The sequence below is a fragment of the Stenotrophomonas sp. C9D9 genome (genome assembly GCF_056491205.1).
This window is the reverse complement of the sequence record NZ_JBSZIF010000003.1, coordinates 1-23244: the sequence shown is the minus strand read 5'-3', so window position 1 is coordinate 23244 and position 23244 is coordinate 1. Positions and strand designations below refer to the sequence as shown.

At 65.3% G+C, this 23244-nt stretch carries 30 protein-coding genes and 1 tRNA gene; all 31 read left to right on the top strand.

The window, feature by feature from the left end; all coding sequences use genetic code 11:
• Positions 1-99: 99 nt before the first annotated feature.
• Positions 100-294, top strand: a complete 195-nt coding sequence (locus tag ACXI0D_RS02065; RefSeq protein ID WP_479642235.1) for a hypothetical protein — start codon at positions 100-102, stop codon at positions 292-294.
• Positions 281-568 (top strand): hypothetical protein, encoded by a 288-nt coding sequence (locus tag ACXI0D_RS02060; RefSeq protein WP_479642234.1) that lies wholly within the window; start codon positions 281-283, stop codon positions 566-568. Before ACXI0D_RS02065 ends, ACXI0D_RS02060 begins: the two co-directional genes overlap by 14 nt.
• Before the next feature lie 121 nt (positions 569-689).
• Positions 690-766: transfer RNA gene (locus ACXI0D_RS02055), tRNA-Met, on the top strand.
• 166 nt (positions 767-932) lie between these two features.
• Positions 933-1289 carry a hypothetical protein gene (locus ACXI0D_RS02050; protein WP_479642233.1) on the top strand — a complete coding sequence of 119 codons (357 nt, stop codon included), beginning with the start codon at positions 933-935 and terminating at the stop codon, positions 1287-1289.
• Positions 1253-2005, top strand: coding sequence for a lysozyme family protein (locus ACXI0D_RS02045; RefSeq protein WP_479642232.1), 753 nt, complete (start codon positions 1253-1255; stop codon positions 2003-2005). The genes ACXI0D_RS02050 and ACXI0D_RS02045 overlap by 37 nt, the downstream gene beginning before the upstream one ends.
• 5 nt (positions 2006-2010) lie before the next feature.
• Positions 2011-2238, top strand: coding sequence for a hypothetical protein (locus tag ACXI0D_RS02040; protein WP_157635931.1), 228 nt, complete (start codon positions 2011-2013; stop codon positions 2236-2238).
• Positions 2235-2609: a hypothetical protein gene (locus ACXI0D_RS02035; protein WP_479642231.1), complete on the top strand. Its 375-nt coding sequence runs from the start codon at positions 2235-2237 to the stop codon at positions 2607-2609. The genes ACXI0D_RS02040 and ACXI0D_RS02035 overlap by 4 nt, the downstream gene beginning before the upstream one ends.
• Complete coding sequence (locus ACXI0D_RS02030; protein WP_479642230.1) at positions 2606-2785, top strand: hypothetical protein; 180 nt, start codon at positions 2606-2608, stop codon at positions 2783-2785. The genes ACXI0D_RS02035 and ACXI0D_RS02030 overlap by 4 nt, the downstream gene beginning before the upstream one ends.
• Complete coding sequence (locus tag ACXI0D_RS02025; RefSeq protein ID WP_479642229.1) at positions 2782-3465, top strand: Gp49 family protein; 684 nt, start codon at positions 2782-2784, stop codon at positions 3463-3465. The genes ACXI0D_RS02030 and ACXI0D_RS02025 overlap by 4 nt, the downstream gene beginning before the upstream one ends.
• Positions 3462-3764, top strand: coding sequence for a hypothetical protein (locus ACXI0D_RS02020; protein WP_479642228.1), 303 nt, complete (start codon positions 3462-3464; stop codon positions 3762-3764). The genes ACXI0D_RS02025 and ACXI0D_RS02020 overlap by 4 nt, the downstream gene beginning before the upstream one ends.
• 3 nt (positions 3765-3767) lie before the next feature.
• Positions 3768-4061, top strand: a complete 294-nt coding sequence (locus ACXI0D_RS02015; RefSeq protein WP_164085148.1) for a hypothetical protein — start codon at positions 3768-3770, stop codon at positions 4059-4061.
• A gap of 9 nt (positions 4062-4070) precedes the next feature.
• A complete protein-coding gene (locus tag ACXI0D_RS02010) occupies positions 4071-4652 on the top strand; it encodes a head fiber protein (RefSeq protein ID WP_479642227.1) in 582 nt (193 codons plus the stop codon).
• A 16-nt stretch (positions 4653-4668) separates the two neighbouring features.
• Complete coding sequence (locus tag ACXI0D_RS02005) at positions 4669-5364, top strand: terminase small subunit (protein ID WP_008268771.1); 696 nt, start codon at positions 4669-4671, stop codon at positions 5362-5364.
• Positions 5365-5367: 3 nt separating this feature from the next.
• Entirely contained in the window at positions 5368-6804 is a 1437-nt protein-coding gene (locus ACXI0D_RS02000) for a terminase large subunit domain-containing protein (protein ID WP_479642226.1), read from the top strand.
• A 3-nt stretch (positions 6805-6807) separates the two neighbouring features.
• Positions 6808-8898: a portal protein gene (locus tag ACXI0D_RS01995; RefSeq protein WP_479642225.1), complete on the top strand. Its 2091-nt coding sequence runs from the start codon at positions 6808-6810 to the stop codon at positions 8896-8898.
• 18 nt (positions 8899-8916) lie between these two features.
• On the top strand, positions 8917-10041 hold the full coding sequence (locus tag ACXI0D_RS01990; protein ID WP_479642224.1) for a hypothetical protein: 1125 nt from the start codon (positions 8917-8919) through the stop codon (positions 10039-10041).
• Between the two features lie 217 nt (positions 10042-10258).
• Positions 10259-11299: a phage capsid family protein gene (locus ACXI0D_RS01985; protein ID WP_479642223.1), complete on the top strand. Its 1041-nt coding sequence runs from the start codon at positions 10259-10261 to the stop codon at positions 11297-11299.
• Positions 11245-11376: a hypothetical protein gene (locus ACXI0D_RS01980; protein ID WP_479642222.1), complete on the top strand. Its 132-nt coding sequence runs from the start codon at positions 11245-11247 to the stop codon at positions 11374-11376. The genes ACXI0D_RS01985 and ACXI0D_RS01980 overlap by 55 nt, the downstream gene beginning before the upstream one ends.
• Positions 11377-11451: 75 nt before the next feature.
• A complete protein-coding gene (locus ACXI0D_RS01975; protein WP_201116952.1) occupies positions 11452-11835 on the top strand; it encodes a hypothetical protein in 384 nt (127 codons plus the stop codon).
• Between the two features lie 53 nt (positions 11836-11888).
• Positions 11889-12389: a hypothetical protein gene (locus ACXI0D_RS01970; protein ID WP_479642221.1), complete on the top strand. Its 501-nt coding sequence runs from the start codon at positions 11889-11891 to the stop codon at positions 12387-12389.
• A gap of 3 nt (positions 12390-12392) precedes the next feature.
• Positions 12393-13067 carry a phage adaptor protein gene (locus ACXI0D_RS01965; RefSeq protein ID WP_479642220.1) on the top strand — a complete coding sequence of 225 codons (675 nt, stop codon included), beginning with the start codon at positions 12393-12395 and terminating at the stop codon, positions 13065-13067.
• Between the two features lie 15 nt (positions 13068-13082).
• Entirely contained in the window at positions 13083-13496 is a 414-nt protein-coding gene (locus tag ACXI0D_RS01960; RefSeq protein ID WP_479642219.1) for a hypothetical protein, read from the top strand.
• Positions 13497-13506: 10 nt separating this feature from the next.
• Complete coding sequence (locus ACXI0D_RS01955; RefSeq protein ID WP_479642218.1) at positions 13507-13806, top strand: hypothetical protein; 300 nt, start codon at positions 13507-13509, stop codon at positions 13804-13806.
• Positions 13807-13821: 15 nt separating this feature from the next.
• Positions 13822-14676: a carboxypeptidase-like regulatory domain-containing protein gene (locus ACXI0D_RS01950; protein WP_479642217.1), complete on the top strand. Its 855-nt coding sequence runs from the start codon at positions 13822-13824 to the stop codon at positions 14674-14676.
• Positions 14677-14678: 2 nt separating this feature from the next.
• The gene (locus tag ACXI0D_RS01945) at positions 14679-17981 is read left to right on the top strand and encodes a hypothetical protein (protein WP_479642216.1); all 3303 of its coding nucleotides are present in this window, start codon (positions 14679-14681) and stop codon (positions 17979-17981) included.
• Positions 17978-19147: a hypothetical protein gene (locus tag ACXI0D_RS01940; protein ID WP_479642215.1), complete on the top strand. Its 1170-nt coding sequence runs from the start codon at positions 17978-17980 to the stop codon at positions 19145-19147. Before ACXI0D_RS01945 ends, ACXI0D_RS01940 begins: the two co-directional genes overlap by 4 nt.
• 93 nt (positions 19148-19240) lie before the next feature.
• Entirely contained in the window at positions 19241-19879 is a 639-nt protein-coding gene (locus ACXI0D_RS01935; RefSeq protein WP_479642214.1) for a hypothetical protein, read from the top strand.
• Positions 19880-19889: 10 nt separating this feature from the next.
• Positions 19890-20642: a hypothetical protein gene (locus tag ACXI0D_RS01930; protein WP_479642213.1), complete on the top strand. Its 753-nt coding sequence runs from the start codon at positions 19890-19892 to the stop codon at positions 20640-20642.
• Positions 20632-21321: a hypothetical protein gene (locus ACXI0D_RS01925; protein WP_479642212.1), complete on the top strand. Its 690-nt coding sequence runs from the start codon at positions 20632-20634 to the stop codon at positions 21319-21321. The genes ACXI0D_RS01930 and ACXI0D_RS01925 overlap by 11 nt, the downstream gene beginning before the upstream one ends.
• Positions 21318-22601 (top strand): hypothetical protein, encoded by a 1284-nt coding sequence (locus ACXI0D_RS01920; RefSeq protein WP_479642211.1) that lies wholly within the window; start codon positions 21318-21320, stop codon positions 22599-22601. Before ACXI0D_RS01925 ends, ACXI0D_RS01920 begins: the two co-directional genes overlap by 4 nt.
• Positions 22594-23244 (top strand): hypothetical protein (locus ACXI0D_RS01915; RefSeq protein WP_479642210.1); only part of this gene is annotated, 651 nt, incomplete at its 3' end. The genes ACXI0D_RS01920 and ACXI0D_RS01915, both read left to right, overlap by 8 nt.

Below are 23244 nucleotides of genomic sequence, written 5' to 3'. Positions count from 1 at the left end.
TCTACATGGTGGCTTCCCACCAGGTGGGGGTGCTGTCCTCCCCTGACACCGTAGTAGTTCATCCGGCCCTCTTGGACCGAGTAGCGGAGGCCGCTCGCTATGGGTAAGACCACCCTTGGTGTACCGCTACAGGATGCCGACGACGTTGATTTCATTGGAGCTTTGACCAATGGCGCCCGACTCTTTGACGGGATTCCAATGGTGATGCCGCTCGCCCCGGCGCGCGCCGACACAGGTAAACCGTTGGTGCCCACCTCACGTGTGCGCGAGGAGGCCGCCGATGAACAAGCCTGACGCCCGCCAAGGCTACGACTCGAGCAGCGCTCACACTCGCGACCTGATCCAGCGGACGGGCCTCACCTACGCAGCGGTGGCACAGCGCCTCGGTTGCAGCGTGCGGTCGCTCGAGCGATGGGCGGGGCAAGGCGGGTCCATCCCGTATCCCGAGCACTACCTGCTCGAGTGTCTGGCCGACCGCCGCGTCGCCAAGCCGAAGAAGGCAGCACGCTTGCCCAAGGGCGCACCGGCCCGCAAGGCGCACCCGCTGGCCGGTTTGCTTGGCCGGTAGGTTCAACATGCTTGACCTGGCGCACCCCTATCCATTACGTTTCCCCACGCTGGCGTAGTTCCCCCTGCTGCCAGCTTCCCCAACCCTCGGTCAGTCTGCGCTGGCCGGGGGTTTTTCTATTAGCGGGATAGAGCAGCCCGGCAGCTCGACGGTTTCATACGCCGTAGGTCGGTGGCTCGAATCCACCTCCCGCTACCACGTTCTTCGGCCAGCGCCCGGTAGTCACGGTCGCGGCGATACCCGCGCATTGGCCGTCGTGAGACGCGCCGCGTGGGTCCAGCCTCTCTCCACTCGCAAGGTGATGCACAGCTCCGCTGACGCAGCGGACCGTGCCGGGCGCTGGCCGAACTTCCTCGAGGTCCACATGAAATCCATCGCAACCTGGCTGCGGCGCTGGCAGGAGCCGGTCGTCTGGCTGCCGGCCTTGGCCGTGATCGCTATCGCTGCATGGGTGGTGCTGGGCGCACTGGACCCGGCCTCCACCGTCGATGTCGTAGCTCGCTTGATCGAGCTTCCGATCCAGACCGCGTACGCGATCGCTGCGCTCGGGCTGGCCTGGCTGGCTCGCCGCCGCCAGCGCCGCCAGCTCACCAAGGAAGAAGGCCAGGAGCTGTGGGCCGGCATCGTCGCCGGCCGTCGCGGTCCGCTGATCGTCTACATCACCGACACCATCGTGTGGATCGCATGCGTCGTTCTGCTGCTGCACTTCTTCTCGCCCTGAGCCTGGGCAGCGCGCACGGCGCGCAGCGGGTGCTCGATGAGGTGCCATCGGCCATGGTCCGTGCGCGGGAAGCGGTGCAGTCCATCGTCCCGCCGGCGCCGCTGGTGCCGGAGCAGGTGTCCGACGCGGCCGTGGCCCACATAATCCGCTGGGAGATCACCAGCGCACGTCACTACGAGCAGCGCCTGCGCTGGCCGGTGTGGCCGGGCGGTGCGTCTGGCATCACCTGGTGCGTGGGCTACGACGGCGGCCACCAGACACCGGCAGTGATCGGCCGCGACTGGGCAAAGCACTACGCGGTGCAGCGCCTGAGCACCACCGCCGGCATCACCGGCCAGGATGCACGGGCTGTCCTGCCGCGCTACCGCGACATCACCACGCCGTACAGCTACTGCGAGCAGGTGTTCCGCGCGGTGACGCTGCCGGCGTACCACCGGCTGGCGAAGCGGACGTTCTCCAACGGCTGGGATCGGCTGCCGCCGGACGCGCAAGGCAGCCTGACGGCAACCGTCTACAACCGTGGCGCCAGCATGGCCGGCAGCCGCCGCAGCGAAATGCGCGCACTGCGCGACGTGTGCGTGCCTGCGGCCGACGTGGCCTGCATGGCGCGCCAATACCGCTCCATGTGCCGCCTGTGGCGTGGGACCGTCAACGAAACCGGGCTGTGCAACCGCTATGAAGATGCGGCCCGGCTTGCAGAGGGCCGCGCCCGATGAGCGACATGCAGATCCACCGCGACATGGGCCGAATGGAAGCGACGATCAAGGCTCAGGGAGAGCAGATCACGACGCTGGTGCAGCAGCAGAAGGAAATGCAGGCCCAGGTGCAGGAGATCCACGACGTGCTCACCGAGGCGCGCGGGAGCTGGAAGACGCTGCTGATGGTCGGCGGCCTGTCGTCGTTCATCACCGGCCTGCTGTTCAAGATCGCCACGGTGTTCAGCAAATGATTGCGCGCCTCGAGGCCTGGTGGGCTGCATGGAAGTGGGTGGCGATCCTCGCCGCGCTGAGTCTGGTGCTGGCCTCGCTCAACGTCTGGCAGGCCTACCGCGCCGTGACGGCACCGATGCGGTTCGAGAACGAGGCGTTATCGGCCAGCCTGCGCGCTGTCACCGGCATTGCCGAACAGCGCACACGCGACGACGCGAAGCTGATGGCCGACCTCGAGCGCATCGCTGATCGAGGCCAGCGCATCCGCATCGAGTACCGATCCATCGCAGCCAAGCAGCCGCTGCCGGAGCAGTGCGCTCCCGGCCAGCAGCGTGTGGACGCGATCAACCGCGCCCTCAGCGGCGCAACCAACCAGGAGTCGTCACCGTGACCCCGAAGACCCGTCAGTTCCAACCCCAATACCTCGAGCAGGAACTGGAAATCGCCCGCACGGAAGCCAGCGTTGCCAACCTGGCCGCGCAGGCAAAGGAAGCCAAGGCAAAGGCATGGTTCTATCGCTCCCTCGCACTGCTGGCCTTCGTGCTGGCACTCGAGGTGCTGCTGTGAGCCGCATCACCTTGGCCGAGATCGAGGCCGAGATCGTTGGCGAGTTCTACGCCAGCGGCGCCGGCGCTTTCAGCAACAACTACCTGGCGAAGGAGCACTACAGTGCGCTCAACCAGGTAACGCTGTGCGTGCTGATCCTTCGCAACGGATGCAAGGTGATCGGCGTGAACTACGGGGCCATCGATCCGGCGGACTTTGATGCAGAGATCGGGCGCGCAGCGGCGCGCGAGGAGGCCATCGACCAGTGCTGGCCGCTGCTGGGGTTCCGTCGACGCGATCAACTCACCTCTGTCCGCAGTGCTGCGCTCGCAGCGGGCACGATGGCTGCTGCTGGCGCCGGCTACAGCTTCTCCGGCGACGTTGATATGCCGAAGGTCATCAAGCCGACCGTGGGCCGCAAGGTGTGGTTCTACCCAGGCGGCGGCATGTGGCCGGCCGGCATGCAGGCGTTCCCGACCAGCGATTACGACGCCGGCCGGCAGCAGCCCATGGATGCAACCATCGTCTACGTCCACGGCGACCGGCTGGTGAACCTGCGCGTGATCGACCACGCCGGCCATGCCTTCCCCGTCCGTGCCGTGCAGATGATGCAGCCGGGCGACGAGTGCTGCGCCGCCGGCCACCGCGCCGAGTGGATGCCTTACCAGGTTGGCCAGGCCAAGAAGGCAGGTGACGCGTGAGCGCTCCCTCGCCGCCGTGCGCGCCGCCATCCCTCGCAGCCGCCGGCATCAGCGCCGGCCGTGAGGACGTAGTAGCGCTGGTGACGCTGGACGCCCAGTTCGCCGAGAGCGGGGAAACCACGCTCAGCGCCCAGCAGGTGCAGCGCTTGGCGGACCTTGGCTGGGTGGAGGAGGGCGACGAGCCCGACGAAATCAGCATCAGCATGCTCGGTCAGGACGTGTTGGCCGAGATCGACCGGCAGGTGGCCACCATCACCCCGATCATCACCGCCGGTGCCACCGGCGAGAGCCAGGGCTGAGCCATGCGCACTGCGCTTATCGCCATCGCCGTCGCGGCGCTGCTGGCCGGCTGCGGCCGGATCACGCGCCCGGTGCCGGCGCAGTGCAACGAAATCTGCCTCCTGCCGTGCACGGTTAACGGTGACGCCGGTGTGCGGTGGGAGGCAGACCCCAACAACGCCGAGGCGTGGGACGAGCTGGGTGGGGAGGTTGTGCCCACCCTGATCGGAAAGCTGCAGACCTGCGAGGTCCGCCGCGGCGCATGCGTCCAGTGCCTGCAGCGGCTGGACAAGGCCGGAATCATCCACCTGAAATGAGGACACCCCATGGCGCTTGACGACTACACGATCCTGGTATCGGACACCCCCGAGGGCTTGGCCGCCAAGGTGAAGGGCGCTGCGGCCGCCGGATTGCTGCCGTTCGGCAGCATTGCCGTTGACGTGAGCCAGAAGCACTTCGCCCAGGCCATGGTGAAGGGCGACGTTGCTGGTGGCGGCGGTGGAGGTGCCACTCTGCCGATCACTGCCGACAACATCACCGACGCCAGCTTGGTCGGCAAGCAGGTGTTGACGGCCGCCGACCAGGCCGCAGCGCGCACGGCCATTGGTGCGGGTACCGGCACGTCCAACCTGGCTATCGGCGCGACTGCGACCACTGCAGCGGCTGGCAACCACACCCATGGTGCCGCCACCACCGCTGCTGCCGGCTTCATGTCCGGCGCCGACAAGGCCAAGCTGGATGGCATCGCAGCGAATGCCAACGCCTACTCACTGCCGGCTGCAGGCGCAGCCATCGGCGGCGTAAAGCAGGGCGTGGCTGTTGCTGATCCCACGAGCGAGACGGATGTCGTGGCGCAGGTCAAGGCCTTGATGGCGTCTCTGCGTGGGTCGGGCGCGCTGGCGACCTGATCGGCATAGGATCGACGTGAGCACGGACGTACTGGCCGGTGCACCTGCGCAGGTGATCGAGGCGTACAAGCGGCTGGGCGGGAAGCTCAAGGCGTTCGCGCTCGCCTTGCCGATGGCAGGGAGCCAGACGGAGGCAGCATTGAAGGCCGGGTATGCCGAGAAGACGGCCAAGGCCAACGCTTCGCAGTTCGCCGCGAACCCGGATGTCCGGATCGTGCACGATTACCTGGTCGGCTCCGTGGTGCGGACGGCGGAGATCACCTTCGAGCGCTGCATGGCGGAGCTGGCCAAGCTGGCATTCGGCGACCCTGCAGCGCTGTTCGGTGAGGATGGCGCGCTGCTGCCGCCCCACGAGTGGCCCAAGGATGCGGGCGCGATGATCGCGGAGGTGCAGCAGATCGACCTGTACGCCGGCGTGGGCGACGCGCGCGAGAAGATCGGCGTCACCAACAAGATCAAGTTCGCCGACAAGCATGCGGCGCTGCGCACAGCGCTGCAGCTCATCGATGCATTCCCGGACAAGAAGAAGAAGGTGGAGCACACCCACCGCGTCGGCGTGGTGGTGGTGCCGGCGAAGACGGGGCAGGGCCAGTCGGCAGGCCTGCAGGATGCGATCGAGGGCTCCGCGCAGCGCCTCGAGCAGCCGCAGCGCAAGGGCAACGCGCCGGCGTTCATGGTTCGCCGGGTGCAGTCGCTGGCACAGCAGGGCTGAGCCGTGAGCCTCGACTACCCCGCCGAGGACATCGTGTGGCAGCCCACGCCAAAGCAGTCCGATTTTCTGGCCTGCGACGACTACGAGGTGCTGTACGGCGGCGCTGCCGGTGGCGGCAAGTCGGATTCGCTGCTGATCGACGCATGGTGCCTGCCCTGGAACGGCCCCCAGCACCCGCAGCACCGCGGCATCCTGTTCCGCCGCAGCTTCCCGGAGCTGAAAGACCTCATCGACCGGTCACACGAGCTGTACCCGCAGTTCATCGAGGGCGCTTACTACGACAAGATCGAGCACCGCTGGAAGACGCCGTGGGGCGGCATGGTCGAGTTCGGCTATCTCAACGCCGACAACGACCGGTTCAAGTATCGAGGCCGCGCGTGGAACTACATCGGGTTCGATGAGCTGACGCTGTGGCCAACCGCGACCTGCTACCTCTACCTGATGAGCCGCAACCGCACCACGGCGCGGGATCTGCCCAGGTACATGCGTGGCACCACCAACCCCGATGGCGTGGGCCAGCGCTGGGTGATGGAACGGTGGGGTATCGAGGAGGACGGCGGGCCGACGTGCCTGCCGGTCTCCATGATGTTCGAAGAGGAGGACGGCGAGGGCGGCTACCGCGAGGTGCCGAGAACCTTCACCCGTCGATTCATCCCGGCGAAGCTGGCCGACAACAAGCACCTGCGCGGCACCGGCTACCGCGAGACGCTGATGATGCTGCCGCCGGAGGAGCGCGATGCGCTGCTGGCCGGTCGGTGGAGCGGAAACCGCGTCGAAGGTGCTTTCTACTTCCGCGAGCTGCAGGCAGCACGCGCGCAGCAGCGCATCGGCAAGGTGCCGTTCGTACCAGGCGTTCCGGTCAACACGTTCTGGGATCTCGGCTACAACGACTTCAATTCGATCTGGTTCCACCAGCAGATCGGGCTGACCAACCGCTTCATCCACGCGTACCAGAACAGCGGCTACGACATCTCGCACTACACCCGGTACCTACAGGCGCTGGGCACCGAGCGCGGGTACGTCTACGGCAAGCATTACGTGCCCCACGACGCGGCCAACACCTCGCTGCAGACGGGCAAAACCATGATTCAGCTCTTGCGCGAGCAGATGGCCGGGCAGAGCTTCGAGATCGTGCCGCGCGTTGACCACGTTCTGGTCGGCATCAACCAGACCCGCGCCGCGTTCGCGGGCTGCTGGTTCGATGAGGAGGAATGCGCCGATGGCCTGGCCTCGCTGGCGGCATACCGGAAGCGCTTCAACAAAGCCATCGGCGCGTTCACCGACGAGCCGATCCACGACAGCCATTCCAACTACTCCGACGCCTTCCGTCAGTACGCGCAGGGCTACAACCCTGCGGCGCTCATCACGAAGGATTCGGGCGACTGGAAGCGGCGCCTACTCGCGGCCAAGACCAAGGGCCGCAGCTACATGAGCCGCTGACCGATGAGCGACGTAACGACGAACCGCGACACCGCCCGCGACGTGTTCTGGCGGCTGGACGAGTGCTACAAGCGCGGGCATGAGGACTTCATGGCCACCGCAACGCGGCTGGACGACTACTACCTCGGCGCGGGGCGGCAGTGGGATCAAGCCATCCGGCAGGAGGTCGAGGCCGATGGCCGGCCTGCAGTTGAGGTCAACATGTGCATGCAGGCGGTGAACGCCGCCGTCGGCTACCAGATCCAGAACCGTGTGGACATGGCCTACCTGCCCAAGGGCGGCCAGGCCGATGAGCAGCGCGCCAAGGTGATTTCGAAGGTCATCAAGCACGCGCTGGGCAATACCAAGTACCGGTTCCACGAGACAGACTCGTTCCTCGACGGTCTGATCCAGCAGCGCGGGTACCTGGACCTGCGCATGAACTACGACGACAACGACGAGGGCGAGGTCAGTCTGACCACCTTCGATCCGCGCGACGTGCTGCCGGATCCTGATGCAACGTCCTACGACCCGGACAGTTGGGCCGATTGCAGCATCACGCGTTGGCTCACGCACTCGCAGATCGAGCAGAACTACGGCAAGGACGCGGCGGACGAGATCCGCGACTCATCCATGGCCTACGTCCACAACAACTGGGGCGATGAGCAGGGGATGATGCGCGACGCGTTCGGCAACATGCCGCCGAGTTACGCGATGAACATGGGCTGGTACGGCGAGGAGGGAACCTGGCGCCGCTACAGGGTTGTGGACCGCCAGAGCCATGAGTACCAGCAGACGCTGGTGGCGAAGTGGCCAGCGACCGGTGACCTTCGCATCATCGAAGGCTTCGAGCCCGAACTGATCGGCTGGCTGATCGAGCAGGGCGTGCACGTGATGCGCCGGCGCATCCGCCGTGTGCGGTGGCAGGTATGTGCACCAGAGGTGTGCGTCTACGACAAGCTGTCGCCCTACGACCACTTCACGGTGATCCCGTACTTCCCCTATTTCCGTCGGGGCAAGACGGTCGGCATGCTCGACAACGCCGCGCAGGTGCAGGATCTCATCAACAAGTTCGTGAGCCAGTACGCGCACATCGTCAACGCCAGCGCCAATGGTGGCTGGCAGGGCGAGGCCAACTCGCTCGAGAACATGACCGACGATGAGTTCACCGCGCGCGGCGGCGAAACGGGCCTGGTCCTGCTGCGGAAGCAAGGAACACAGCCGTTCCAGAAGATCGAGCCCAACCAGCCGCCGCGCGGCATCGAGAACATGATCGACTTCCTGCAGCGGAACATGCAGACGGTCACGGCGGTCAATGAGTCTGCGATGGGGCAGGGCAGCGCGGATATGAGCGGCATCGCCATCCAGTCGCGCCAATTCGCCGCACAGCAGGCGCTCGGTATTGCCCTGGACAACCTGAGCCGCACCCGGCAGATGCTGGCCGAGCGCGCTCTCAAACTGGTCCAGCGCTTCTACACCGCGCCGCGTGTCATCCGGATCGCGGAGCCCGACGAATACGGTGTGGAACGCCGAATCCCGCTGATGCTGAACATGCCGCAGGACGACGGCTCAATCCTCAACGACCTGACCATCGGCGAGTACGACGTAGAGGTCAGCGAGCAGCCCTATGCGGTCACCTTCGACAATGGGCAGCTCGAGCAGATGGAGCGGATCGTGTCGAAGATGGGCGTCCAGATCCCACCGCAGTTCATCCTCAAGGCGTCCACACTGGCGGACAAGACCGAGATCGCCAACGCTCTGCGCGAGGCGCAGGGCAAGGCGGATCCAGTTGCCGAGGCCGAGGCCGAGCTGAAGCGGGCGCAGGCGCGCCTGGCCGACAACACGGCTGTTGGCAAGGCCGTCGAGGCGCAGTTCAGCGCGCTGCGAACTGCCGAGATCATCACTGCGATCCCGCAGACCGCCGAGATTGCCGATGCGCTGCTGCGTTCCAGCGGCTTCAAAGACCAGGACGCGGCGCCGATCGTGCCGCAGCCGGCGCCGGGCGCCCTGCCTGAGCCCGAGGCGCTGCCGCCGGCATCCACCCATCCGCTCACCCCGGACAACCCGGAGGCGGGCATCACCGCCGGCATGCAGTCCCAGCAGCCGATCCAGTAACCCAGGAGTCACCACCCTATGAGCACGCAGATCCCCGACGACAGCACTCACCCGAACAACATGGACGAGGCTACCCGCCAGAACCTGTTGGCCTCCATCGATGACGACGCAGGCGATACCGACGACGCCGGCCAGACCGCTGCAGGGACCGAAGGCGCCGCCGGCGCTGCCGGTACTGGCGCTGGTGACCCCGAGGCGGCGGCGGCCGCCGCCGCTGCTGGCGTTACCAGCGGCGAGGGCGCTGGTGGTGGCGATGCAGCAGCCGGCGCAGCCGGTGCCGAAGGCAGTGGCGGGGAGGCCGGTTCCGGCGCCGCCGCAGGTGCGGCTGCCGGAGGCGCCGAGGGCGGTGCCGGTGCCGGTGGCGGTGAAGGCGGCGACGCCAGCGCTGCCGGTCAGGAGGACGACTCGAAGCCGGTCGACCGCGCGGCCTTCAACGGTGTGTTGAAGGATCTTCGCGAGACACGCGAAGAACTCAAGCAGCTCAAGGCGCAGAAACCATCCGTCGGCCAGCGGCCGGCAGATCGCGACTTCGCTGTGGAGAAGCAGGGCCTGCGGGAGAAGTGGGATGCCGGTGACATCGACACGGACGAGTACAACGAGCAGCGTGACGCGTTGGTGGTCGCCGAGGCCGAGCACCGCGCCACCCTGCGTTTCCATGAGCTGCAGGAAGCGCAGCGACAGGACACGATCCGCCAGCAGCAGGAAGCTGATCTGCAGTCCTGGAACGGTAAGGTGCAGAAGTGGGAGGCCGAAAATTCGGATTTCCTGGCCAACCCGATCCGTCGTCAGGCGGTGGCCTCATTGATGGCCCAGCTCGATGCCGAACAGGATCCGACGAAGCGCCTCAGCGACGATGCACTGCTGGATACCGTGCGCAAGCAGGCGCACGAGGCATTCAACTGGGCCCCGGCCGGCGCAGGCGGTGCTGGCAGTTCCGCAGGCGCTGGCGCGGCCAGCGTCGACCCTCGCGCAGTCGCTGCTGCGCGAGCCGCGGCGGCTGCATCGGGGACGCCGCCTCTGCCGGCCGGCGGTATGGGTAGCGGCGCGCTGGCCGGCAAGGTTAATCTGGAAGAGTTGAAGCCGGGGGAGTTCAAAAAGTTGTCTGCAGCTCAGCGTGCCGAGCTGCTGGACGGCGAGCTGTAGGGTTCAGCAGTGGAAGAAGGGCGCCGCGCCCCACGCGCGGCTCGCTCACCGAGCAGGTGCTTCGCAGCACGCGAGCTGCGTTACCAATCGCGTCCCCAGGGTGGGTACCCCACGGCTCGCAGCCCCGATCCATGGCTGCGCTTCGCGGCGACCGGCGAACAGGTCAGTCCAGACATTTCCCCATTCCGACTGATGAACCCCGCAGGGAGAACCCACCATGGGTGCAACTGACTTTGGCTCGATGGAGCCGCAAAAGAAGCTCGCGTACCGCCTGAAGGCGTACGAGGAGATGACCGACAAGTTCTTCTTCACCAAGCTGCTTGGCAAGGAAGGCTCGGGCGCGATCGAGCACATCACCGAGCTGTCCAAGAACAGCAAGGGTGAGGCCGGCGCGTTCTTCCACCTGATCTCGCGCATGACCGGCGGCGGTACCGTCGGTGACAACCGCCTGAAGGGTCGCGAGCGCACCCTCGAGGCCCACTGGCAGCGTGTGAACTTCGACCAGATCCGTAATGGTGTGGTCAACAAGGGCAAGCTGGCCGAACAGAAGTCGGTGATCCAGTTCCGCCGCCCGGCGCGTCGCTCGCTGTCCGAGTGGCTGGCCGATTCGTGGGAAGACCAGGCCATCCTGACCGCTTCCGGTATCAGCTACGGCCTGAACACCGATGGCAGCCCGCGTGTCACCCCGGAAGGCCAGGATCCGTGGACCGACCTGGACTATGCGGCCGACATCCGCCCGCCGAGCAAGAACCGCCACTTCCGCTACTCGAAGACGCTGGGCCTGGTGGCTGGCGATACCAGCGCGATCGTGGCCGACGACAAGCCGGCCTACGCCATGCTGCCGTCCATCAAGGCCAAGGCCAAGATGAAGCGCATCACCCCTCTGAACATCGGTGGCAAGGACTACTACATCCTGCTGGTGCACGAAGAGACGATGGCGCACCTGTACCGTGATGCCGACTTCCGCCAGTGCCTGGTCGGTGGCGACGTGCGCGGCGAGGCCAACAAGATTTTCTCGGGCGCCGTCGTGACCATGAACGGGCTGGTGATCCACCCGTACACCCGCACCTTCAGCACCACCGGTGCAGCCAACAGCAACAAGTGGGGTAGCTCGGGCACTGTCGACGGTACCCGCTCGCTGCTGCTGGGCGCGCAGGGCCTGGCATTGGCCGACCTGGGTGCACCGGACTGGACGAGGAGACCATGGACTACGGCAATCGCCAGGGTATCTCCATCGCCAAGATGGGTGGCTGGCTGAAGCCGCAGTTCCCCAGCTCCTACGACGGCGGCAGCGTCGAGGACTTCGGCATCATGGCGATCGACCACGCGCTGTGATCTGAAGGTTCCACATGAGACACCATCGGCCCGCAAGGGCCGATGCTTCATCCCAACGTCTGAGAGGTACATCCAATGAGCAAGACGCAGAGCGACACCCAGTTCGGGCGCAAGGTCGTGATCGACCTGGGCGTCAAGAACATCGGCGCCGGCAACGAGATCACCGTCAAGCTGCCGCAGGGCGCGATCATCACCGCGGTGGCGCTGCTGACCGTGGTCGCGTTCAACAGCGGCACCACCGCGACGGCCACCATCAGCGACGGCACGACCAAGTTCGCTGATGCCGTGGACGTGAAGTCCATCGGCAGCGAAACGACCGCCAACGCTCCGAAGCACTACGCAGAAGGCGGCACGCTGACCTTCTCGCTGGCGCAGACCGGTACCGCTGCCACCGCTGGCCGCGCACTCGCCATCGCCGAGTACGTCGTCGTCGGCGGCGGCGACGAAATCTACGGCTGATCCACGGGGCCGCCTTCGGGCGGCCCTCTCTTTATCACTTCGGAGTCACCACCATGAAATTCCGTCACCCCGATGGCGTGCGCCTGGCCTTGTCCAGCGGACACGTCACCCTTGTCGGTCCCGACTGGCAGCCCCTGCAGGAGATGTTCCACCAGGAAGCGCTGACGAAGGGCTGCGAATGCGACCAGACCACGATCCGGACGCGAACCCTCGAGCCGGCGGTCGCCGGTCCGAATGCCGTCACCCCGCTGGATGAGCGCGCCAAGATCCGGAAGGCGTTGATCCTGATGGTGGAGCGCAACGGCGAGGGCGACTTCACCGGCAGCGGCGCCCCGAACATCAACATCGTCAGCAAGGAATGCGGCTTCCGCGCGGACAAGGGCCTCGTGCTCGAGGAATGGAATTCCATGGTGGAAGAGGCCCAGCAGGAAGAAGCTGCGCGCAAGGCTGCGGAGGCGGCCGGTGTTGCAGGCCCGGACGGCAGTGTTGCGCAGGTTGGCCAGCAGGGTGAAGCTGATGCTGGTGCCGACGGCGCGCCGGGCGCTGGCCAGTAAGCCATGAACCTGGCTGCCTTGATCGCCGAATACCGGCGGCGGGCCGATGACGAGGTGGCGCCCTTCTTCGCGGAGGGCGCCACCCTGATCGGATACGCCAACGAGGCCGTGCGGGAGGCATGCGTTCGCGCGCGCCTCCTGTTCGATGACGCGCCGCGGCCCGGCGTGACCACTTACGACGTTCAGCCCGGACAGGAGCGGGTGGAGCTGGGCGAGCTGGTGCACTGGATTGATGCGGCCAGTTTCATCCGCGCGGACGGCCGCGAGTTCGAGCTTGACCTGACCGGATTGGATTGGATCCGTGCCCACCCTGATTGGCGACGGAAATCGGCGAGCCGGCCGAAGGTGCTGGCTGATGACGGGCGCGATCGCCTGCGTATGTGGCCCACCCCCAGCGGCGAAGGAACGCTGCAGCTCGCGGTCTACCGTTTCCCGGTGAAGGAAATGGCAGCCGACGATGACACTCCTGAGATCAGCACTATCCATCACGCGGGACTGGTGGACTGGATGCTCTATCGGCAGTGGTCGCGGCCGGAGGCGGACGCCGAAGACCAGCAGAAGGCCGGCCTGGCGCTCGCACAGTTCGAGCGCACATTCGGTACCCGAGACACTGCGGACGTGATGCGCAAGCACCGCGAACGCAAGCGCGTAACCACTACCTACGGCGGCATCCGCTAAACCTGGAGCATCACCATGGCAAATACCCTTTACGACAAGGGCCGGCAGCGTTTCCTCGAAGGCCAGTTCAACTGGCTGAGCGACACCATCAAGTGCATCTTGGTGGACACCGGCGCATACACCGCAAACTTCACCACGCATGAGTTCCTGTCGGACATCCCGACCTCGGCGCGTGTAGGCACCGCCAGCGGCGTGACGCTGACGAGCAAGACCACTACCGGTGGTGCGGCAGATGCGGCGGACATCACGTTCTCCAGTGTGACCGGTCCGAGCATTGAGGCGCTGGTGCTCTACTCCGACACCGGTACCGAAGGCACCAGCCCCCTGATCGCCTACATCGACACCGCCACCGGCCTGCCCATCACCCCCAACGGTGGCGACATCATTGTTACCTGGGATAACGGTACTAACCGCATCTTCAAGCTGTGAGGGTTCGGCGATGAGCCAGAAACCCCAAACCCAGTCACTCGCGCCAGGCGGCATCGCCGCCTTTGGCGCAATGGGAACAGAGCATGCTCCTGCGATTGATCTGGCGGCCCTTTGCCGGTTGCCGCCATATCAGATGTACGTGGCCGAGCGGGAGCCGAATCACGCAGGCGCAGACGCGGAGCGCTACGCCCTGGATCGCACCGCACACGCGCAGGCTCGGGGGGAGTTGCACTGGTGGCTGGATCGCTATGTTGCCTGGCATGCGGAGAAAGGCTGCTGGTGGGGCGAAAGTCCGTTCGGCTTGACGTGATAGAGGAGACTGATTATGGCCGTGGTGGTGTCCATCAGCGACGAGCATTTCACGATGGTCGACTTCAAGACCGAAGAGCGCACGCTGGACGCCATCTATGGCCAGTGGGCGGTGGATGTGGTGGAGCCGACGACTCCGTATCCTGCGGTGGGCGGCGACGACGGCATTGCGTTGGTAGATGCTCCGGCACTGTGGTCGGGCGGTCGAGATACCATCGCTGTTGCGTACGAAGGGGGCATCGAGATTACCCCGCTGTACTTTGGCTCGAGCTCGTCGTTCACGCCGAACCTTGCCTCAAACGGCATTGACCGATACCAGAGCATGAACACCGGGCGCAGGCTTGCGCTGATCTATCACCCCGTAGGTGTCGACTCAGGTCTTTCCGAATTCTCTGGCATTCACAATTCCGGCGCGGCGCTGTTCCGTGGCGCCCACAACCGCACCGGAGAGGGCGTCAAGTTCGTTGCGCGAGTGGTACGTGGTCAGCGAATGGAGATTGCGGTTGACAACACTGCTGCCGCTGCTGGGGTCACAGTGAAGGCCATTGTGTTTGATGGAACCACCGTTGTTTCAGTGGTGAACGTTGGCACGATCCCTCGAGGCTCACGCTATCTGATTCAAGTGACGACTCGGGGCGGAACCGTGTCCGGTACGGTCGTTGACCAGGCCGGTGCGCCAGCGGCGCGCCGGGTAGTGATACATGATCGCGAGACCGGGGGCGTCGTTGGTCGAGGAATGAGCGGCGCGGATGGCCGCTACTCGATCGACGTTTCGCTCCTGCCTGGAAAGGTGATGTATGTGATTGCACTGGACGATGAGGTGGCGCCTCTGACCAACGCAGTGATCGCTGATCGCGTCGTGCTGCAGTAGCCATGCCCACCGAGGTCGAACTCCGATTTGACAGGCTGCCGACCGGGTACATCCCGGCGGATAGCCGTGTGCTCGATCTCGGTGGCGGCGGCCCGCTGGCGAATCCGCCGCCTGGCACAGTCTCCCCGTGGGGTATTGGGCGACTGCCGCTGCCGAGTGGCGCGACTGTGGTGCGTACGGTCCTACCGGATCCGAAGGTTCGAGTTGATCTCGACTTCGGCACTACGCTGCCCGGCTACATCGGTCCGCCCAGCACCGACGTTCCGCTGTCGTTCCAGCCCATCGGTGGGGTAGACCTGGGGATCTTCCCTGGCGGTGAGGTCTTCACCGTGTTGGGGCAGCCGCTGGTGCGCAACCAGCAGATGCACGTAGGCCCTGCAGGGTTCCTCGCAGGCGCTGTCGGCACTGGTGTGGTGCGGAACCATCTGACCTATGTGCGACCTGCAGGCGCAGATCAGGCCCGCTACGGCCGGCCGTTGGTAGTCAACGGCTTCCCGCAGGCATTTCCGGTAGGCATCCCGCCGAGCGGCACCGGTAGGCCGACGGTATTCAACTTCAATCAAGAGGTGCGACCGGCTGGCCTGAGCGCCTTCCGTGGGTTCGGTGAGCACTGGGTCAGCTTGGGCATTCGACGGGTCACACCGGCGGGGCTGGTGGCCACGCTGTGGGGCACGCATGCCTTCGCGGGTGGGGTGCGTTGGATCGACCTTTCCAATCGCGGTATCAATTCGGCTGCGTTTGGCAGTGCAGTTGCCTGGTTCTTCGAGCGGCAGGTGTTTCCGCTGTGGTTTGTTGCGACGCGGTATGGCAATGCACGATTGGATTTCAACCACGACGTGATCCCCGAAGGGATCGTGCCCGGCAGCGTGGGAAACCACGAGGTGCACGTCCCCCGCGTGATCGTGGACATTGCTGGACGAGGTATGGCGCCGCCACCCATTCCGATGCACCGGTTGGACAACTTCGTCCAGCGTGCGCAGCCGATCGGTTGGATGGATGGCGGCCCCAGTGAACCGGAACGCTTCGGCCGCGGCGAGGTCATCAACAGGCTGCAGTTGATCCTGCAGCTCTTCGCGCCTTCCCCCAGCGATGGTGGAGTGTTCGGATCCTTCACGCGCGTGGACAACCGGAACAAGCTCGTGCGCACGGAGGGGCGCAATCACGCGGTGATGGGTGGACCCTCGGTGGTCAACAAGGCGCGGGTCGTCCGGACCCTGCCGGATCAGGACATGGCGCGGTGGGGCGTGACGCTGGTAGCGGACCGGATCCGCAGTGTTAGGCCGCGAGGTGGGGATTCTCTGGCGTGGGGCAGCCCGCTGGGCAACATCGTCTACAACGCGGCGCGCGTGATAGCTCCTGCAGGCTGGCGGTCTGAGGCCTTCGGTCAGCACGGGCCGGTGTGGAGCAACCGCCAGTGGTTCCGCCACATGGGCGTAGACCAATCCGCGTTCGGCAGGGGAATGGTGTCGTTCCGGGTTCGTGCTGTCGCCGCATTTTCACTGCCCAACCCGCCGCCTTTCGGAGCGACGGTTGTGCAGCACCTACAGCGAACGTTGAAGGCTGAAGGCTGGGCGTCGTTCCGTCACGGGTTGGCCACGCTGCATCAGCGCTTCAACATCATCGCTGCCTGGGCAGTTCTGCCGCCGGCAAACCAGATGGGCAGCAATACCGTGCGCAACGTCACCCCAGAGCTGAAACAGATGGGGGCAGTGGCCACTCTTTGGGGCGACGCACGGGTCTATCACCGGTGGCGTTCCTTCGACATGCAGGGATTCAACGCCCAGGCCTTCGGTACGCATGTCGTAAAGGACCGGCGGCAGCCAGTGTTACCCGGTGGTATTGCACCGCGGCCGATTTCGCAAACGCATGCTGTCCGCAATGTGCTTCCGGATCCACCTGCAACGAGAACGCTCGGTGTGGTTGGGTGGGACAGCGGTGAGCGCAAGGTAGGTACGCCGATCGTGCGCGAAAATGCGATCCGGCCGGAGGGCTTCATCGCTACCCAGCACGGTATGCAACTGCTCGAGTACATGGGCATAGCGCCCATTGGCATCCCACCGCCGCGCGAAATCGGTGGTAACCAGTTCGGAACTCCTTCCCTCAATGCCTGGCGGACCATCGCGCCGGTGGGTGTGGTCGCGCCGGTTCCTCCTGTTGCAGACGTTGGGCCGCGCTACGTGTGGGCTCCGCGCGGCTATCCCTATAACACCGGCTATTGGAACGAGCTGGGCCACATCATGGATTTCTACAGTCTTTTCAATGCCAACGGCCAGCTCACCACGGAGCGTCCGGTGTGGGGCCAGGCTGGCGTGAGCCATTTCCATCGGGCGGTCACTGCTGTAGGTGTCAATGCGGGGGCGCTGGGATTCCCAGCGCTTCGGGTCAATCCCCAGTACATCCGGATGGAGGGCAGCCGATTCCAGCGTTTCGGATTCCCGAAGGTGAACGCGGGTGGTGTCGTGGAAGCCGTTGGCAAGGACCAGGCAGAGTTTGGCAGGGCCATCATCATCGAGGCCGACTATGGGCCGCGAACGGCCAAGCCGTCTGGGATCGACGGGCTCAGCTTCGGGCTTTCCGAAGTCCAGCTCTTCCATCGCCAACTGCTGGCGCGCGGCTGGGACAGCTTCACGATCAGCTCGCCGGCGGAGCCATCATGGCCGCGGAGGTCGCACTGGGTAAGCCACGCATACCCGCCGTTCAACGCGCAGGGCGCGGACATGGCGGTTTACGGATTGCCATGGGTCAGCAACGCGATTCGCTCCGTTTCGCCAGCCGGATTTGGAGACGGGGCGGTAGCTGAGTACACGCCAGGCCACTTCGCGGCGCGCATGCGTGTGCGCCGTACCGGGCGGGTTGTCGGCGCTTCGGTCGGGCCTGCCGGCAGCGCGGGTTGGCCGTCGATAAGCATGGGTACACGCTACGTCTGGCCCCGAGCGCTGGCGGCAGGTGGAAGCGGGGTTCCGCTGCTGGCGAGCACCTCCATTCTGCGCCCGAGTGGATTGCAGGCCGGCGAATTCGGAGACATCGATCGGTGGGAGGCCGGACGCGCCAAGGTGCACGGTACCGATATGGGAGCGAGCGGGAACGCGATCATTCTGCGCGGGGTGCGCACCGCCGGGTTTGCCGGGACGGTCGGCGCGCCGAGAGTTGGCCGTCCCGTCGCGCCGCACACATTCCGGGCCGACGCAGTGGGGGTGCCGACCGCCGTCGCACGCTGGTGCGGCAACAAAGCAATGGCCGCGCAGGGAAGCGCACACGGCCGAGTAGGGATTCCGAGAATTGACACAGGACAGGTGAGCCCATGACTACTCCGCTCGGCCCGTGGCCGCTGGGGATGGACAACGTGAGCGCGTCCAGCACGCTCAAGCGAGACGAGGAGGGGCGGCAGGTTGCGCTGGCCGATGCCGCGAATGTCGACATTGACCGAGACGGCAGGCCTGGGCGGCGCCGCGGCGCACGCTTGGTGCATGCGCGCGCGGACCTCCACAGCATCTGGTCCGGAAACGCCGGGGCGTTCGCGGCCGCTGGGGCAGAGCTACTTTCTGCCCCCGACCTGCAACCGATCGCGCTGCTGAACAGTGCCGACCCATGTACCTATGCAGAGGTCAATGGGGAGGTGATTGTGGGAAATCGGACGACATTGCTGCGCGTCAAAAACGGCCGCGCAGCGCCCCTCGGCGTCCCTGATGCGCCTCCGCCGGCAGCTTCTGCAGGTGAGGGCGGAGGCATGCGCATGGGGCGCTACGGCGTCGCTGTGGCTTTTGTCTCCGATCAGGGTGAGGGGGGCCTTTCATCGCTGCGGTTCGTAGACGTGCCCGACGGAGGCGGAATCATCCTGACCGCGCTGCCGACTGCGGGCGATGCTACGGCCCTGCGCATCTACCGGACCCATCCGAACGGCGAGGAGCTGTACCGAGCGGCTGAGATCCCTCTCGGCTTCCCCCGCTACCACTTGGGCAACGGGGGGCTGGACGCCGCCGCAGACACCCGAAACCTGCGTCGCATGCCCCCAGGGCAGCATGTCGCCTCGTTCCAAGGCTATCTGCTGGTAGCGCACGGAAACGTGCTCCGGTTCAGCGAACCCCTCCGCTACGGCCTGCATTCGCCGCGGCACGGTTTCGTGCAATTCCCGCACCGAATCACGATGCTTGCTGCCGTCGGGAGGGCCGTGTTTGTAGGGACGCGCGCAGGTGTCATAGTCCTGCGAGGGCCCCGCCCTCGCGAGTGGTCCCAGGACATGACGGGCGCGCTGGCGCCGATCGAGGGCGCTGTTGCTGTCGTCGCGTCCGGGGCACTACGCACTGAGCAGCCAGGCCAACGGATGGCCGTGTGGCTGGCGCCCAACGGCTACGTGCTCGGCACTGAGGATGGGACCGTGATCGAGCTGCAGGCAGATCGGATTACCGGTCTGATCCACGCTGGGGGCGCCCTGTGCGTTCACGGACGGCGCGTCGTCGCCGCAGTCGCGTAGTACGATTGCAGTCGATGGCTGGGCATAGGCCCGGCCATTGTTGTGGCTGCAAGGTTCCACATGTAACACCATCAATCCACCAAGGAAACCGCCATGACTTCCAAGCTCGAACCGTTGATCCATACCGCCACCAAGAAGATGCGCAACTGGCTGCGGCGCTGGGATCGCCACCTTGCCGACGCTCTGCGCCAGGGCAACTTCCGTGTCACGCCCGAGGGCATCGTGGTCTTCGATGACAAGGTGCTGTGTAACGCCTACTTCCATCGGGTTGTAGGGCGTGATGACGACTACACGGTTGACCACAACCTGCTTGTTGATCAGGGAATCATGAAGGCGCTGGGTGTCATGTTCTTCACCGATGCCAAAATTCCGGCCTGGTATCTGACCATGGGCAACGGCGCGGCCAATCCGGGTGCGGGCCTGACCGCTGCCAACTTCGCCTCGACACTGGGCGAGATCACCTCCACGACGGAAGGCTGGAGCAATACCACTCGACCGAAGTGGAACCCTGCTGCGCCGGCCGCGAACGTCATCAGCAACGTGGCCAACAAGGCACAGTTCAACATCGTTTGCGCGACCAGCATCAAGGTCACGTGCGGCATGCTCGTTTCCAGCGATGTACGGGGCGGAACTGATGGCACGTTGTGGTCGGCGGCGCGATTCAGCAACGAGCGCGAGCTGTACAACGGCGAGGTGTTCGAACTGGGCTACCAGACCAGCCTGACCGGTTGATGTGATCCCCATGCGCTACGGGCCCGCCCGCGTCGTGTACAGCGGCGACAAGGAACGTGCGCAGGCCTTTCTGCCGAAGGGCCTGCAGCTCCTGCGCAATGCCCAGGAGCGCCAGCGGCTGGGTGGATTGAACGTCCTGCGCGATTACCAGGTTCTGGACGACGACAGCTACTGCTACGTGATACTGGGCGGCGGCATGGCCGCAGTGCATATCGTCGCCGGGTACGCACCCTCGGTGGGCGAAGTCGAGGTGGAGCGCAATGTCATCCCGGACTTCGTTTCCGGGGTCATTCGCAACGGGTACATCGAGTCCGCTTCGCGCTGGGAGGGTGACAGTCGACAGGTGCTCTCTCAATTTCATCCCACCTTCCGTTGCGCGGAAACCTACAGCCTGTGGGGGAAGAAGGTGGAGGTTCCTTCCTACGGTTATCAGGAGCTCGAGCGCCTGGCTGTGGAGCCCCTGCAGGGCTTTCCCGAACTGCGCAACCCTACAACAAGCGGACAGGCGGCCGAGCGCGTCTATTCGCAGTACACGCTGCTGCGTCCGACGATGTACTCCGGTGCGATGCGGGGGCTTGTGCAGGCACTGATGGGCTTCGGCCGCCAGCGCCGTCAGCCGCCCGCGAAAAGAGGGACAGGCACGCGGGCGGGAAGTCAGCCTGTACGAGGAGATCCGCAGCGAGCCAGCGCAGACCGACGTGGACGGCGGTACCCCGCCATCATCCCGCTCCAAGTCCACATACCTCAGGGAGGTGGCCAATGAGGGGCTGCAGGTTCGCTACGATTGGAAGTTCTACCGCACGCACGGTCTGACGCGGGCAGCGGATGGCCGCTGGTGGTTGGTGGAGATCAGTGGCAGTGCGGGAGTGATCGCGATGCCGCTGCCGCTGCATGACGCCACGTTGAGCAGCACCTTCCGTGAGCTGCTCGAGCAGCGCGGAGACGTTGACGCGCTCCACCTCCTCGAGCAGTTCGGAGGCTTCCCGACAGGCGAGCCGTTTCCAAAAGCAGGATCATTGGAATCATGGATCCGCGCGGGGCGAGTTGTGCGCCTCGCGGCGCGAGCGGACCTCGCTGACTTCTATCGTCACAGTCCCTACTCATCGGACATGGGCTGGGCGTTCAATCTGCGTGGCGACGAAGCGCACAACACAGCATGGCGCTTTGGGGATGATGATCTGCAGCGGGGCGTGCACTACGCGATCAGCCTGCAGATCGGCGCTGTTCGGCCAGTCATAGAGACTGCCGACAGTCTGTTGTTGAAGCGCCTCGAGCGCATGCGCGACGCTGGCTTGTTCCCAGATGGAATCGACGCGGCAATCTGGAAGGCTGCGCGTATGACGGCAAAGCAGCGTGCCTTGGCGACAGGTACCGATGAGGCGGTGTTCCGCTATGTCGACGCATTGGTGTTGGAGCCGATCGCCGTGGGGGCGCTCGAGTGAGCAGGGTAAGCGAGGGCTTCCTGTGGTTCTCCCCGGCGGCCAAACAGGACAACGGGAACATCATCAGGTTCCCCGAAACGCTGCTGGGCCACCTGGTCTCCCACTCCATGCAGCCTGCGTCGCGGTTGGCGGAGCAGCCGGCCCTCTGCCACACGACCATGCACGTCTTCTTCGCCGGAAATGACCTGAAATGGGTCAAGTTCTACTGGGTGCGGGACTCAAACGCTCCTGCACAGAACACCAGCGACCTTGAAGACTGCATGTACGTCGGTCAGTGGAGTGCGCACGACGAGGTGGGCACGCGGCGTGTTCCGATGATGTTCTACACGAATGATTTCGACCACCGCGACGAGCTGCCTGCCGGGACCGCAGACACCGACATCGTGAGCAAGGATCTTGGCTACTCGAGCGTCGACGTGATTGATTTCGGGCCGCCCTACGCGAATGAGGGCACAGTGACGCGTACCAAACGATTCCTTCGCCGTACCGATGTGAGGCGGGTTTCATCGCCGGACCTCGGTAGCGGCGTGGCGGTACCCTTCGGCGATCGCGAGAGCTACTACTACGCCTGGCGCCGCAGCCACGCCGGCACCGAGCGTGAGGTTCAGCACGAGTATCGCTATTTGCTTGACCCACACCACTACGAGCACTGGCGGAACCGCGCTCCGTGGTCGGGCGGAGAGTGGTCAAGCGGCGTAGGCTGGCCACCGAGCGAGGGTGAGGAACCCGGTACCAGCTACTGGATACGCCTCGAACAGCATCCAACCGGCTACGGCCCGGTGACTCAGCGCACTGTGTGCACGCCCGGCGTCCGCCACGCGCACTACAACTGGCTCGCCGGCACGGCCTGGCACGACGGCAACAGCTACAGCCCCTACGACTGCGGCGATGCCGCCGATGAGGGACCGTGGCTTTCGGGCGGCGAGCATGCGACTTCACTGGCGTACTCCGTCCCTGAACCCCCGCTCCCCGCGCCGGTTAGGGAGTTGTCACCGCCGGGAGGCGAGTACGAGGTGTGGTGGATCAGCAGCTCGACTTTGGGGCAGATACGCACGCACCGCGAGGAGGAGCTGGGGTTCGGCCTTTGGGCTACCCCGTCACCGACGGTGGATACCAACCTGACCCAGTACATCGAAGCGACCTACAACTGCCTGGGCGAGGCCACGTCTGCGCGGTATGGCCTGAATCTCAACGGCGGAAGCCGAGCGGTGGGTGTACCGCAGTACCCAGGCATGGAGAGCCGCCCCCTCACCTACATCGGAGTAATCGACGGTGGCTGAACATCAGTGCCTCATGCTGGAAGACGGGATCTACCATTCCGAGCAGTGGCTGATCGCGAGGAATGACTTGCTGGCCGACGCTGGGAGCGTGGTAGAGGCATACTCTTTCGGCCTGTCCGTGTCGCTGCGCGACTCTGCCTTGGTGCTCGAGAGCTACATTGGAATTCGAACTCTGGGGCTTGCTGAGGCCGGGACGTGGCAGGAGGTCTACCGACCGGTCGCCTTGCCCGAAGCTGTGCTGCTGGACCGTGGAAGGATCGGCGAGCGGTGGACGACGCGGCGGTCGGTCACGATGTCGGACGCCGGTGCCTGGGGAGAATCGTACGGCGGCAACAGCCGGCTGGCGATGCAGGAGCGCGGTGCATTTTCCGAGCAATACATGCCGACCGGATCGCCGTCCGCAATGCTTGCGGACATCGCCAAGGGGGTAGAGCGGTACTCAAGCGCCCGCACCGGAGGCTTGGCCGAGCTTGGTCATTGGGACGAGCTCTTCACTGCAACGCGTAGCGCGCTTCTGGCCGATGCTGGGCGACTCGGTGAGATCCTCTCGGCGGAGGCCAATGCGATCGTGTTCATCCGCGAGCGCGGCGTGTTGGCTGACCAGTTCACGGGAATTGGACGGCCTCGCGGAACGCTGGTGGAT

Bases quoted from the DNA above. Each gene is read 5' to 3' on its own strand.
- ACXI0D_RS01950 (WP_479642217.1), top strand. From the start codon at position 13,822: ATGGCCGTGGTGGTGTCCATCAGCGACGAGCATTTCACGATGGTCGAC.
- ACXI0D_RS02060 (WP_479642234.1), top strand. From the start codon at position 281: ATGAACAAGCCTGACGCCCGCCAAGGCTACGACTCGAGCAGCGCTCAC.
- ACXI0D_RS01965 (WP_479642220.1), top strand. From the start codon at position 12,393: ATGAACCTGGCTGCCTTGATCGCCGAATACCGGCGGCGGGCCGATGAC.
- ACXI0D_RS02035 (WP_479642231.1), top strand. From the start codon at position 2,235: ATGATTGCGCGCCTCGAGGCCTGGTGGGCTGCATGGAAGTGGGTGGCG.
- ACXI0D_RS01975 (WP_201116952.1), top strand. From the start codon at position 11,452: ATGAGCAAGACGCAGAGCGACACCCAGTTCGGGCGCAAGGTCGTGATC.
- ACXI0D_RS02065 (WP_479642235.1), top strand. From the start codon at position 100: ATGGGTAAGACCACCCTTGGTGTACCGCTACAGGATGCCGACGACGTT.
- ACXI0D_RS02040 (WP_157635931.1), top strand. From the start codon at position 2,011: ATGCAGATCCACCGCGACATGGGCCGAATGGAAGCGACGATCAAGGCT.
- ACXI0D_RS01970 (WP_479642221.1), top strand. From the start codon at position 11,889: ATGAAATTCCGTCACCCCGATGGCGTGCGCCTGGCCTTGTCCAGCGGA.
- ACXI0D_RS01960 (WP_479642219.1), top strand. From the start codon at position 13,083: ATGGCAAATACCCTTTACGACAAGGGCCGGCAGCGTTTCCTCGAAGGC.
- ACXI0D_RS01995 (WP_479642225.1), top strand. From the start codon at position 6,808: ATGAGCGACGTAACGACGAACCGCGACACCGCCCGCGACGTGTTCTGG.
- ACXI0D_RS01990 (WP_479642224.1), top strand. From the start codon at position 8,917: ATGAGCACGCAGATCCCCGACGACAGCACTCACCCGAACAACATGGAC.
- ACXI0D_RS01980 (WP_479642222.1), top strand. From the start codon at position 11,245: ATGGACTACGGCAATCGCCAGGGTATCTCCATCGCCAAGATGGGTGGC.
- ACXI0D_RS02015 (WP_164085148.1), top strand. From the start codon at position 3,768: ATGCGCACTGCGCTTATCGCCATCGCCGTCGCGGCGCTGCTGGCCGGC.
- ACXI0D_RS02010 (WP_479642227.1), top strand. From the start codon at position 4,071: ATGGCGCTTGACGACTACACGATCCTGGTATCGGACACCCCCGAGGGC.
- ACXI0D_RS01955 (WP_479642218.1), top strand. From the start codon at position 13,507: ATGAGCCAGAAACCCCAAACCCAGTCACTCGCGCCAGGCGGCATCGCC.
- ACXI0D_RS01930 (WP_479642213.1), top strand. From the start codon at position 19,890: ATGCGCTACGGGCCCGCCCGCGTCGTGTACAGCGGCGACAAGGAACGT.
- ACXI0D_RS01935 (WP_479642214.1), top strand. From the start codon at position 19,241: ATGACTTCCAAGCTCGAACCGTTGATCCATACCGCCACCAAGAAGATG.
- ACXI0D_RS02045 (WP_479642232.1), top strand. From the start codon at position 1,253: ATGCGTCGTTCTGCTGCTGCACTTCTTCTCGCCCTGAGCCTGGGCAGC.
- ACXI0D_RS02050 (WP_479642233.1), top strand. From the start codon at position 933: ATGAAATCCATCGCAACCTGGCTGCGGCGCTGGCAGGAGCCGGTCGTC.
- ACXI0D_RS01985 (WP_479642223.1), top strand. From the start codon at position 10,259: ATGGGTGCAACTGACTTTGGCTCGATGGAGCCGCAAAAGAAGCTCGCG.
- ACXI0D_RS01945 (WP_479642216.1), top strand. From the start codon at position 14,679: ATGCCCACCGAGGTCGAACTCCGATTTGACAGGCTGCCGACCGGGTAC.
- ACXI0D_RS01940 (WP_479642215.1), top strand. From the start codon at position 17,978: ATGACTACTCCGCTCGGCCCGTGGCCGCTGGGGATGGACAACGTGAGC.